Source organism: Paraperlucidibaca sp., from assembly GCF_982810325.1.
The window spans coordinates 191,116-203,445 of sequence record NZ_CEYEMI010000001.1; the positions used below are offsets into that span (position 1 = coordinate 191,116).

At 52.1% G+C, this 12,330-nt stretch carries 11 protein-coding genes; 7 read left to right on the top strand and 4 right to left on the bottom strand.

What is annotated here, in order from left to right:
• Nucleotides 1-77 precede the first annotated feature (77 nt).
• A complete protein-coding gene (locus AC3DKE_RS00925) occupies nt 78-851 on the bottom strand; it encodes a ferredoxin--NADP reductase (RefSeq protein ID WP_340675605.1) in 774 nt (257 codons plus the stop codon).
• Between the two features lie 140 nt (nt 852-991).
• A complete protein-coding gene (locus AC3DKE_RS00930) occupies nt 992-2,182 on the bottom strand; it encodes an alpha/beta fold hydrolase (protein WP_411729392.1) in 1,191 nt (396 codons plus the stop codon).
• A 188-nt stretch (nt 2,183-2,370) separates the two neighbouring features.
• On the opposite strand from AC3DKE_RS00930, the gene AC3DKE_RS00935 reads away from it, so the two are divergent.
• The 6 genes from AC3DKE_RS00935 (at nt 2,371) to AC3DKE_RS00960 (ending at nt 7,098) form a co-directional block, all read left to right on the top strand.
• Entirely contained in the window at nt 2,371-3,135 is a 765-nt protein-coding gene (locus AC3DKE_RS00935; RefSeq protein WP_487989766.1) for a glutathione S-transferase N-terminal domain-containing protein, read from the top strand.
• A gap of 18 nt (nt 3,136-3,153) precedes the next feature.
• Nucleotides 3,154-4,203: a hypothetical protein gene (locus AC3DKE_RS00940; protein WP_379070603.1), complete on the top strand. Its 1,050-nt coding sequence runs from the start codon at nt 3,154-3,156 to the stop codon at nt 4,201-4,203.
• 2 nt (nt 4,204-4,205) lie between these two features.
• Complete coding sequence (locus AC3DKE_RS00945) at nt 4,206-4,742, top strand: DUF2058 domain-containing protein (RefSeq protein WP_340675609.1); 537 nt, start codon at nt 4,206-4,208, stop codon at nt 4,740-4,742.
• Between the two features lie 72 nt (nt 4,743-4,814).
• Nucleotides 4,815-5,714, top strand: coding sequence for a lipid A hydroxylase LpxO (gene lpxO / locus AC3DKE_RS00950; RefSeq protein WP_340675610.1), 900 nt, complete (start codon nt 4,815-4,817; stop codon nt 5,712-5,714).
• A gap of 68 nt (nt 5,715-5,782) precedes the next feature.
• A complete protein-coding gene (locus AC3DKE_RS00955; RefSeq protein ID WP_340675611.1) occupies nt 5,783-6,646 on the top strand; it encodes an alpha/beta fold hydrolase in 864 nt (287 codons plus the stop codon).
• A 131-nt stretch (nt 6,647-6,777) separates the two neighbouring features.
• Entirely contained in the window at nt 6,778-7,098 is a 321-nt protein-coding gene (locus AC3DKE_RS00960) for a hypothetical protein (protein ID WP_340675612.1), read from the top strand.
• An 86-nt stretch (nt 7,099-7,184) separates the two neighbouring features.
• Here AC3DKE_RS00960 and AC3DKE_RS00965 read toward each other — a convergent pair whose 3' ends face one another.
• Nucleotides 7,185-8,645, bottom strand: coding sequence for a flavin-containing monooxygenase (locus AC3DKE_RS00965; RefSeq protein WP_411729387.1), 1,461 nt, complete (start codon nt 8,643-8,645; stop codon nt 7,185-7,187).
• A gap of 142 nt (nt 8,646-8,787) precedes the next feature.
• Here AC3DKE_RS00965 and AC3DKE_RS00970 point away from each other — a divergent pair, with 142 nt between their 5' ends.
• Nucleotides 8,788-9,576 (top strand): nitroreductase family protein, encoded by a 789-nt coding sequence (locus tag AC3DKE_RS00970; RefSeq protein ID WP_340675614.1) that lies wholly within the window; start codon nt 8,788-8,790, stop codon nt 9,574-9,576.
• Nucleotides 9,577-9,712: 136 nt separating this feature from the next.
• On the opposite strand, the gene acnB is transcribed toward AC3DKE_RS00970, so the two are convergent.
• On the bottom strand, nt 9,713-12,322 hold the full coding sequence (gene acnB, locus AC3DKE_RS00975; RefSeq protein WP_487989768.1) for a bifunctional aconitate hydratase 2/2-methylisocitrate dehydratase: 2,610 nt from the start codon (nt 12,320-12,322) through the stop codon (nt 9,713-9,715).
• Nucleotides 12,323-12,330 lie beyond the last annotated feature (8 nt).

Consider the following 12,330-nt stretch of genomic DNA (forward strand, 5'->3'; position numbering starts at 1 on the left):
GATCGTGCCCGCCGCCTATTTACTGACGACGGGCATTTTGTTTCCCGCTAAGTAGGGCTACTGCTTAAGCGCTGAGCTTATTTCTCAACAAATGCGCGCTCAATAACGTAGTGCGCTTGTTGGCCATGACGCGATTCGGTGAAGCCGCGTTCTTCAAGCATCACCACTAAGTCTTTCAGCATGCTCGGGCTGCCACACATCATCACGCGGTCAGTTTCGGCGTTTAATGGCGGTAAGCCAATATCGCTAAAGAGCTTGCCGGACTCGATGAGATTGGTCAGACGGCCTTGATTGCGAAACTCTTCGCGCGTAACCGTAGGGTAGTAAATCAATTTTTTGCGCGATTCGGCACCAAAAAACTCATTGTCGTGGAGCTGCTCGGAAATGAAGTCGGCATAGGCCAGCTCGCTGACTTCGCGCACGCCGTGGCAGAGTACGACATGGTCATAGCGCTCATAGACCTCAGGGTCTTTGATGATGCTCATGAATGGCGCTAAGCCGGTGCCAGTCGACAACATATACAGCGTTTTGCCGGGCAAAAGGTTGTCCATGATCAGCGTGCCAGTGGGCTTGCGGCTGACCATCAGAGTGTCGCCTGGCTGTAAATGCTGCAGGCGCGAGGTCAATGGGCCATCGGGCACTTTGATGCTGAAAAACTCAAGATGTTCTTCGTAGTTGGCGCTGACAATTGAGTAGGCGCGCATCAGTGGCTTGCCTTCAGTCTCTAAGCCGATCATGACGAAGTGGCCATTGTGAAAGCGTAGGCCGGGGTCACGTGTGGTGGTAAAGCTGAACAAAGTGTCATTCCAATGATGAACACTTAGGACGGTTTCTTGGGCTACGTTAGACATGATCAAATCTCTTGACGGGGCTGAGGCGTTGAGCGCGAATAATAAAGTATCGCCGATTTAGTGGCCAGTTTAAGGCGCAAACTTAATCAGAACTATCGGGTAATTCTGATTAAATCTATCAGAAAATCGAATGTTTCTGATTATTGAGAGCGAGGTGCAAGCCAGTCGGCAAGCTGTGGCCACGCCTCTGTTGGCGTATTACTGCCGGCTAAAATGCCCATATGGCCACCGGAAATAAGCGCCAATGTGGCGTCATCGCTGCTGATTAAATCGGGTAGTGGACGCATGGCATCGGCTGTGACCATAGTGTCTTGCTTGCCAGCAAAGGCCAGCAAAGAAGCCTTGATGTCGGCAAAGTCTATTTGATGCTTACCAAGGTGAATACGGCCATCAGCCAGATCATTATCGAGCCAAATACGAATCATCATGTCTTGGATGACACCGCCGGGGTAGGCCACCATATCATCGAGAAAGGCGCCGTTGGTGGCGTGATTGACGACGAACTCGCGATCATCGAGACGTGTGATCAGCTCCCAATAGCCCAGTAGGCTATTGGCAGGGCTGAGCATTTTGAATGATAGTGAGTTGATCCAGCCCGGTGTGTGTAGCAGGCGAGGGCTGAGGTTGTGCACACGAAAGCCCGTGTGTTTGCGCACCCAGGCCGCTTGTTTGGCGAGGCGCTGATACATTTTTCCGAGTGCGCCGGAAGCGTGGCCATTGATTGGTGTGCCGACAATAACCAAGTTGCGAATATTCGGGTCTTTGCTGAGCGCGGCATAGCCCAATGCTAATACGCCGCCAATGCTCCAGCCGTGCAGGCTGAGCTCTTCGACTCCAGCATGGCGACGGATATGGCTTAAGTAGTCCGGCATAAAGTCGGCAATATAGGTCTCTAAGTTGTAGTGGGTATGGCGCAGTGTCGGCCGACCCCAGTCAATCAAATACACCGAGAAGCCATGGGCCAGCAGAAATTTGACCAAGCTGCGCTCAGGGAAAAAATCATAAATGTTCATGTTCACCGCGAGTGGTGGCACTAACACTACCGGCACGCGGTGGCGCTTCGGATTTACCGCCAATATGCCTTCGCCGAGCTGAATCTCAGTTTCGGTGAGAGGTAGATAATGACGCAGCTTCACCAAACCATTGTCGTGCAAGACTTCATAAGGCGTTTGGCCCGATAGCGTGAGTTCGCGCGTGCGCAGAAAGCGATCATTAGCATTGGTCAATACGCGACTACCTTCGTGGCGCAACACCGCAGCGCGTTTCGCTAGCTTGTGGCGTTGCTGCTGTAGCGACTGACTAAGGCGTTCGGGCAATGATGGGCGTGGCATAAATGGCTCCTGAGCGGCGGGCAATGTTCAAGCTAACGGCTTGAGTATCCGCAGCGCGTACATAATGTGCGAACTATAGCGACTATTCGGTCATTGGCAGTGGCCTAAATGCCATGAGCGAATGCGTTTGGCGTCAACGCGGCGTTGTGGCAAAGTCATCGCCTTCTTTTGTTTGCGAGATTTATCTCATGTCATTCGCTCATCAACTTAATATTTTAAGCTCAGTTCTGGCCTCAACAGCTGCTGGTTGGCGCGGTGGCGCTGGGCGTGCCTTCTTTAAGCAGCCCGAGCAACGCCCCGTATTGTTTGATATCGAGAACTGCCCATACTGCCGAATGGTGCGTGAAGCGGCGACCGCCTTGCACTTAGATTTAGATATTCGCCCATGCCCGAAAAACGGCACGCGCTTTCGCGCACAGGCCATTGAAGTTGGTGGCAAGCTGCAGTTTCCATTGCTGCAAGACCCCAACACCGGCACCGTACTTTATGAGTCGGGTGCGATCATTGATTATTTATTCCGCGCCTACGCAAATCGCCCAGCGCCAGCTACCTATAAAAAAACGCCGCTACATACTGCGAGTAGCCTATTGGCTAGCGCTACGCGGGCGACTGCGGGCATGCGCGTAAAGCCTTCGCGAGCACCAGAGAAGCCACTGGCATTGTGGAGCTTTGAGGTCAGCCCATATTCTCGCCCAGTGCGCGAACTGCTCTGTGAGCTGGAAATTCCCTATAGCCTGCATAACCTGGGCAAAGAGCATTGGACCGAAATTGGGCCAGCTGTGCAGCGCCTGAAGCCTGGTCCTTATGTGCCAAAAGCTGGCGGCAAGCGTGAGCAATTTATGCAAAAGCATGGCCGTGTGCAGCTGCCATTCCTGCAAGATCCTAATACCGGCGCTGAGCTTTTCGAGTCCGAAACGATTTTGTCTTATTTGAAAGCAAACTACGCAATCTAAACTTAAGGCTCGCTCATCATGACCAAGAAAAAAACTCCCGCGCACCCAGTAGTTGCTGCTCTATATGAGGCGCATGTCTCGCATTCGATGGCCTTACTCACTGGTGATGGCCTGCTAGAGCATCTGTCTGCCGAGCTTGATGCTGACTTAGTCAATGCCAAGAAGCTCAAGCTCACACAGATGGTTAGCAAAGAGCAAATTCTGGCCACTGCACGTGCCTATGCCGTTGAGATGCCGATGTCGGGCGGCATTCCTGAGTTGGTCGGTGATATCGCTCGCGTCTTGCATGCGCATCCAATTCACGATGACACCAAGCTCAGCGACATTGTCTCCGACAAGCAAGCGCGCGAAATCATCAACAAAGCCGTTGAGCTGCATGAGTTGCGCGACAAACTTATCCACGCCGTCTTGGGCAACCCTTTATTGGTGGAGATGTCGTCAGATCTTATTTCGCGCGGCATCAAAGGCTATTTGGCGCAAGGCAATGCTGCTGCTAAAGGCATCCCAGGAGCCTCGGCACTGATGGGCTTGGGTAAGTCGGTGCTGAGTAAAGCCTCGCCGGGTTTGGAAAAATCATTAGATGAAGGCTTGCAGGCCTATGTGCGTAAAAGCACGCAAGCCACTTTGCGCACAAGTGAAGAATCGCTTAAGGCCAAGCTTAGCGACGAGACTGTGCGCCGTATTGCGCTTGATGTTTGGGCTGATATTAAGCACTGGCCGGCCAGTCGTTTCCGCGAATATGTGAGCGCGGCAAGCCTGGAAGAAATCTTTGTTATCGGCTATGAGTTCTGGCGCGGCGAACTGCGTCATACGCCGTATTACGGGGTCTTGCTGGAAGTGGCCATCGATAGCTTTTTCGATAAATATCATGATGCCACGCTGCAGTTTTTACTCGACGAGGTGGGCGTAACACGCGAGATGATTTTCGCTGAGCTTTCACGCTTTGCCCCACCGGCTATTGCTGCATTGCATAAGGCGAAATTACTCGATGGCATCGTGCGTCGCCAATTGCTGCCGTTTTATCAATCTGGTCGCATTGAGGCGATATTGGCTGAGCAGGGAACTTAAACATGGCCTCCTTGAAAGACCAATTAATGCAGGCTGGGCTGGCCAATGCCAAGCGTGCACGTCAGGCCGATCACGCCAAGCGTCAAGCCGCCAAAGGCCGACATGAGGAAGTGCCAGCGGCTGAGCTGGTCAAGCAAGCGCGAGCTGAGCAATTAGTGCGTGATCAGGCTGCCAATAAAGCGCAGCAAGATACTCAGGCTGAAAAAGCCATCGTTGCGCAAATTCGTCAGCTTATTGAAATGCATCAGATCGATCGTAGCGGCGGTGATCAGCCCTATCAGTTTGCAGACGGCAGCAAAATCCGCAAGCTTTGGCTGCGCCCTGCGCAGATCGACCAAGTGGCTCGTGGTCAGATTGCTATTGTGCGTATTGGCGCTGCGGCGTCGATTGAATTTGCCTTAGTGCCGACAGCTATTGCAGAGAAAATTGCACAGCGTGATAGCGCTCGTGTGGTGTTGAAGGTCGAGCGCCAAGCGCAGGCTGTAGCGGATGATGACCCCTATGCGGACTATGTGATTCCTGATGACCTGATGTGGTAGTACGTTGTGGCTTTGACGCCATCCTGCAAGGTAAAATGGCGGCGTCTAGTCGTACCTATTGAGTAAGCAAATATGAAGTGGATAATTCTCGCGATATTCATTGCGTCGGCCATTTTTGTGCAGCGCCGCGGCAAGGTGAAGCACAAGTTTTCGCGGCAGTTTTTCGATCACTCCACTTTGATGGCACCGATCAACGTCATCATGTATTGGTGGTCTAAAGTACCGACCACGCCGTACTTGTCGCAAGACCATTTCCCTGAAGTTGCGGTGCTTGCTGAGCATTGGGAAGAGATTCGCGATGAAGCTAAAGCCTTGGGCGAGAAGGGCTTGATCAAGGCATCTGCTGAATACAACGACGCCGGTTTTAACTCCTTTTTCAAGGTCGGCTGGAAGCGCTTTTATTTGAAATGGTATGAAGACGGCCATCCATCCGCTGCAGAACTGTGCCCCAAAACCACGGCGTTGGTGCGCAGCCTAGATTCGGTGAAAGCCGCAATGTTTACTGAGCTACCACCGGGCAGTCGCCTAGTGCGCCATCGCGACCCGTTTGCTGGCTCCTTGCGTTATCACTTAGGCCTGATTACGCCCAACGATGATCGTTGCTTTATCGATGTCGATGGCGAACGTTATAGCTGGCGCGACGGCGAGGGTGTGATGTTTGATGAAACTTATATCCATTACGCCGAAAACATGACTGACGAAAATCGTATTATTTTGCTCTGCGATATTGAGCGGCCGATGACGCGGCGTTGGGCGCAAGCGCTGAATAATTGGTTTGCACGCACGGTGATGACGGCGGCTAGCTCGCCAAATACCGACAGCGATAAAACTGGCGGCATCAACAAAGCATTTAGCTATTTATACTTAGTGCGCTTGCGTGCCAAGGCGCTGAAAAAGACCAACCGCACGCTGTATTACGTGCTGAAGTGGTTGATTCTCGGTGGCCTGCTGGCGTGGATATTTATCTTTTAAGCGCTACATCTTAGGAGCTAGCTTATAGCCTGCACTCAGCAGGCCTTGCCTAGCTCGGGAGCTGGCCTATGTCGTTCTCCGCCCAATTGCTCTCGTGGGAGCGTAGCGGTGATTATCGCGAGCTTAAGGGCCAGCGCCACTTTGTTCACATCGCCGGCACCGGCCCAGCCTTGCTGCTGTTACATGGCTTTCCATCCGCTAGCGTTGACTGGGCGCCGCTATGGCCGCAGCTCACGGCACATTTTCGCTGCTACACCTTCGATTTTCTCGGCTTTGGCCTCAGTGCCAAGCCTCAGAAACACCACTACAGCATCTTCGATCAAGCTGATCGAGTAGAAGCGCTGCTGCGTGCCGAAGGCGTTGAGCACTACCATATTCTTGCTCATGACATTGGCGACACGGTGGCGCAGGAGTTATTGGCGCGTCAGCTCGATGGCAGCGGCCATGGTGTTATTGATCGCGTTTGCTTGCTCAATGGCGGGCTATTTCCAGAAACCCATCGCGCACTACTCACGCAAAAGCTTTTGGCCAGTCCATTAGGCCCTTTAGTTGCACGCCTGATGCGCCGAGAAGTGTTTATTGGGCGCTTGCAGGCGGCATGCTGCCATCAGCTGCCTGATGAGGCTGTGAACGATATGTGGGCCTTGCTGAAGCACAATGATGGGCATTTGCGTATGCCGAAGCTCATTGGCTATATGGCCGAGCGCCAGCAGCAGCGAGCGCGCTGGGTCGGTGCCTTGCAACATACGGCGAGCCCATTGCGCGTAGTGGTTGGCGCCGATGACCCCATTTCTGGAGAGCACATGGTGGCGCGTTACCGCGAGCTGATCACTCAGCCCAATACTCAAGCCTTGCCTGGCCTTGGTCATTACCCGCAAGTCGAGCGACCTGAACAAGTATGGGCAGCTATTTCCCCGTTTTTAATCGTCTAAGTGACCTAGTAAATGTGCAATGGTGCCAAAGGCAGCATTGAGCAGATGAGAGGTAGTGCTGTCTAGCCATCTCCGGAGTATGGTTGGTCTATCCGACTAGAGTTGGGTTGAAGTGCCTCGGAGGGATGATTATGTCGCACAACGCCTTTGCTGAGCTGATTCAAGAGTGGGAAGCTCGGCAGTTATTACACCGGCAAAAAGTGCCTATGCAGGTCAGTGTATTCGATACTGATCGCGTTAAAATTCAGGCGCTTGCAGCTGTTTACAATCTCAGCGAGCAAGAGATTATTGCCAGCGTTTTGCATCATGGCTTGTTTGAGCTTGAGACGCGCATGCCTTACCAAAAGGGCACACGAGTAATTCGTGTCGAAGAGGGTGAGGAAATTTTCGAAGACATTGGCATGATGCCGCGCTATATCGCGAAAATTCACGAGCTTACACGCGGCCATTGAGCGCTTATTTTGCTAGATATGTGACTTGCAGAACCTTAACTAAAAAGCCGCTTAGTAGCGGCTTTTTAGTATCTAACGTTATCGGTTTAAGCTTTCTTAAACTGGAAGTGGCGGAAGTTTGGCTTGCGCATGCGCATCCAATATTTCCAGGTGAAGCCAGGCCAGATGGTGAAGTTCTTGCCATCTTCATCGATATACCAGCTTTTACAGCCACCTTCGCTCCAGACCATTTTCTGTAGTTCGGCTTGAATGCGCTCATTATAAGCGTCTTGCACCTCGGGCTTGACTGATATCTCAGCGGCACCACGCTTGTCCATCTCATCTAGACAGCTTATAGCATAGCGAATTTGCTGCTCAATCATGAAGATAATCGAGTTATGGCCGAGCGCAGTATTCGGGCCAAGCAACATGAATAAGTTTGGTAAGTCTTTAAGTGTAGTGCCTAAATAAGCACTTAAGCCGCCTTCTTTGGAGCGCGTTTCAATACCATCGCGGCCATATAAATGCAGCGGACCTAATGGGTCCTTGGTATCAAAGCCGGTGCCGCAAATAATGGCATCGACTTGGTGTTCCTGGCCATTGGAATCGATAACACTGTTGGCGCGCACTTCTTTGACGCCAGCGGCGATGACCTTGACGTTATCGCGAGCCAGAGCTGGGTAGTAGTTATTTGAAAACAGCACGCGCTTGCAACCAATGGTGTAGTTGGGTGTTAGTTTTTCGCGCAATTCAGGGTCTTTGATCTGTCTTTTCAAATGCCAACGCGCTAATTTCTCAATAGCCACCATGAGTTTTGGATGCACAAAACCTAGAGCGAATGCTTCGGCCTGCCAGTAAATTCCAGCGCGCACTAAATTTTGTGACGCCGGTAAGAAGTTGAATAGTTTTTTCACGCCGGCATTAATGACGCCATCGGGTTTTGGCACCAACCAAGGTGGTGTGCGCTGAAACAGCACTAACTCATCCACTTTAGGTGCGATTTGCGGCACAAACTGGATGGCGCTGGCGCCAGTGCCAATAACCGCAACGCGCTTGCCTGTGAGGTCGTAGTCGTGATTCCAGCGCGCGGAGTGGAACATTGTGCCTTTGAAATTATCGAGGCCCTTTACGTTGGGCAGTGCAGGGCGGCTTAAACCACCAATGCCGGAGATCACCACGCGCGCGGTATATGCCTTGCCATCCCCTGTTTTGAGTTGCCAGCGCTTATCAGCATCGCTCCAGCGCGCTTCAATCAGCTCGCTATTGCCGCGAAAGTGCGAGTAGAGATCATATTTCCTCGCGCACTTTTTCATATAAGCCAAAATTTCGGCTTGGCCTGAGTAGAAACGTGACCAATCGGGGTTTTGATCGAATGAGTACGAATACATATGTGATGGCACATCACAGGCGGCGCCCGGATAATCATTGTCGAGCCAAGTGCCGCCAAAGTCGGTCGATTTTTCTAAAATGAGAAAATCGTTACGGCCGGATTTTTTCAGAAAAATGCCCATGCCTAGGCCTGAAAATCCGCTGCCAACGACAATGATATCGTGATGTGGGGTGGTCATAGATAAGACGCCTCAAGGTTAGTAATCCGACAAATGTAAGGTTAGCATGTGGCCATAAAATGTCACGCCATTTGTTCTTCTAGTTTGACAGTAACAATAGGCTTGGCTAGCTTTCCAACACTTTAATATGAAAGAGATAATTATGTCCGCTAAGTCAGCAACAAAATCTAAGCCTGTCGTTGTCACCGCCGATGGTAAATCGCGCTACTACGAGCCTGCGCCTACCGGCATAGATTTAGAGTCATTTCGCCAAGTAGTGATTAGCCGCCGCTCGGTGCGTAAGTTCACCAATAAGCCGATTCCGCAAGCGGTCATGGATGATTGTTTGGATATGGCGTTGCTGGCACCTTGCTCATCAGGCCTGCAGCCGTGGGAGTTTTTCATTGTTCGCTCGAAGGATAAAAAAGCCAAACTAGTGAAAGCTTGCATGAGTCAGCTAGCCGCTAAAACTGCAGCAGAGCTAATTGTTTGTGTTGCTCGTACCGATAGGATTGATGAGTTTTCACGCAAAATGCTGCGTGAGTGGCCTATGCCCGATGTGCCAAAATTAGTGCAGCGTTATTATCAGCTCATTCCGTATAACTACGCGCCAGGCCCGCTTAACAGCTTTGCTATGGTGAAAAAGGCCGCGTTTTCAGTGGGCGGCTTGGTTGCGGCAGTGCCGCGTGGCCCTTATACCAAATCAGAAGTCGATTTGTGGGCAGCAAAAAGCACAGCATTGGCTTGCGAAAACTTAGTGCTGGCGTTTCGTGCTCATGGTTACGACACCTGCATGATGGAAGGTTTTGATGAAGTGCGTGTGCGCAAGCTATTGAGCCTAGGTGATGCATCATTCCCAATCATGGTTGTGGGTGCGGGCGAACGTGCTGATGATGGCGTGTTTTGGCCGCAGGTACGCTTTGAGCGTGAGCTATTTGTGCACGAGGTTTGAGCAGAAATCAGGCTGGCTATGCTTATTAGGGTGCTGCCTGCCTTGAGGCTAAGCTGATCTAAGTACGCCGTGGGGCAAAACTACGTATAAAAAAGCCCAGCATATAGCTGGGCTTTTTTGTGTATCACTGCGGCTATTATGTCAGCTGAGCGATATCAATTTTACCCGCTGGAGTTGTGTACTCCTCCATCTTGTCAAAGTTCAGGTATTGATAAATCTCGCCTGACATTGATTCGATTTGCTTAGCGTACTCCATGTACTCAGCCACGGTGGGTAGCTTGCCAATAACAGCGGCAACTGACGCTAGCTCGGCTGAGGCCAAGTAGACATCGGCACCTTGGCCTAAACGGTTGGGGAAGTTACGCGTCGATGTCGATACGCAAGTGCTGTTGGGTGCGACGCGAGCTTGGTTGCCCATGCACAGCGAGCAGCCAGGCATCTCAGTACGAGCACCAGCACGGCCATAGATGTTGTAATAGCCTTCTTCCATGAGCTGATGCTGATCCATTTTGGTCGGCGGGGCGATCCACAATTTCGTGGTCAGCGATCCACCAGGCACTTTGTCGAGCAGCTTACCAGCAGCGCGGAAGTGACCAATGTTGGTCATGCATGAGCCAATGAAGACTTCATCGATCTTAGTGCCAGCAACATCGGATAGCAGCTTGGCGTCATCTGGATCGTTCGGGCAGCAGAGCACAGGCTCTTTTACATCGGCCAGATCGATTTCGATGATTTCGGCGTACTCAGCGTCTTTATCAGCGCGTAGCAGGCTTGGGTTGGCCAGCCATTTTTCCATATTGCCAATGCGGCGCGCGATGGTGCGAGCGTCGCCATAGCCATTGGAAATCATCCATTTCAGCATGGTGATGTTGGAGGTCAGGTACTCTTTCACGCTGGCTTCCGACAAGGTGATCGTGCAACCCGCAGCTGAACGCTCAGCAGAAGCATCTGACAATTCAAAGGCTTGCTCGGCAGTTAGGTGCTCAAGGCCTTCAATTTCCAGAATGCGACCGTTGAAGGCGTTGATTTTGCCTTTCTTCTCAACAGTGAGCAGGCCTTTTTGGATGCCGTAGTAAGGAATCGCGTGCACCAAGTCACGTAGCGTGATGCCTGGCTGCATTTTGCCTTTGAAGCGCACTAGCACTGATTCAGGCATGTCTAATGGCATCACGCCAGTAGCGGCTGCGAAGGCCACCAAGCCAGAACCAGCTGGGAAGGAAATGCCCAGTGGGAAGCGAGTGTGCGAGTCGCCGCCGGTGCCGACAGTGTCGGGCAGCAACATGCGGTTGAGCCAAGAGTGGATGATGCCGTCGCCTGGACGCAGCGAAACACCGCCACGGTTCATGATGAAGTCTGGCAGTGTGTGGTGCGTGCCAACGTCAACAGGTTTTGGATAGGCGGCGGTGTGGCAGAACGATTGCATAACCAAGTCAGCCGAGAAACCCAAGCAAGCCAAATCTTTCAGCTCGTCGCGTGTCATTGGGCCAGTGGTATCTTGCGAGCCCACGGTGGTCATTTTCGGTTCGCAGTACGTGCCTGGGCGAACGCCTAAGCCTTCTGGCAGGTTGCAAGCGCGACCGACCATTTTCTGTGCCAGCGTGAAACCTTTTTTGGTGTCTGTTGGCAAGTGTGGCTGGCGGAATAGAGTCGATGCACTAAGACCTAAAGCTTCGCGAGCTCGGTTGGTCAAACCACGACCGATGATCAAGTTGATACGGCCACCGGCGCGTACTTCGTCTAGCAATACCTGTGATTTCAGTTCGAAGTTTACGATGACTTCATCAGTACCGTGCTTGCAGATCTTGCCTTCGAATGGGTAGATGTCGATGACATCGCCCATGTGTAGCGCGTTAACGTCGCACTCAAATGGCAGCGCACCAGCATCTTCCATGGTGTTGAAGAAGATAGGAGCGATTTTGTTGCCGATACAAACGCCGCCATCGCGCTTGTTAGGGATGTGCGGCAAGTCATCGCCAGTGAACCAGAGCACCGAGTTGGTAGCTGATTTACGGCTTGAGCCTGTACCAACTACATCACCAACATAGGCAACTGTGTGGCCTTTAGCTTTCAGTGCTTCGATCTGTTTGATCGAACCAATTTCGCCGGGCTTGTCAGGCGTAATACCATCGCGCGCGTTTTTCAGCATGGCGTTGGCGTGTAGCGGGATGTCTGGGCGGCTCCACGCATCTTGCGCAGGCGACAGGTCATCGGTGTTGGTTTCGCCGGTCACTTTGAACACGGTGACGGTGATTTTTTGCGCAACGTCTGGACGGTTGGTGAACCATTCGCCATCGGCCCATGACTGCATGACGCCTTTAGCGTGGGCATTACCACCCTTAGCTTTCTCTTCAACATCGTGGAAAGCATCAAATACGAGTAATGTCTTTTTCAGCGCAATGGCGGCTTCGGCTGCTAGATTTGCATCATCTAGCAAAGTAACTAGCGGGGCCACGTTGTAACCACCAAGCATTGTGCCAAGCAGATACACAGCGCGTTGCTTGCTGATAAGAGCTGAGTCAGCTTTGCCAGTAGCGATAGCGGCTAAGTAGCCAGCTTTCACATAGGCAGCGGGGTCAACACCAGGCGGAACTCGGTTTTCAAGCAGGTCTACTAAGAAGTCTTCTTCGCCCTTAGGTGGGTTTTTTAAGAGTTCGACTACGGAGGCGACTTGTGCTTCATCTAGTGGTTTTGGGGGTACGCCGAGGGCGGCGCGTTCGGCAACATGCTGACGATAGGCTTCGAGCACAGTGGAGT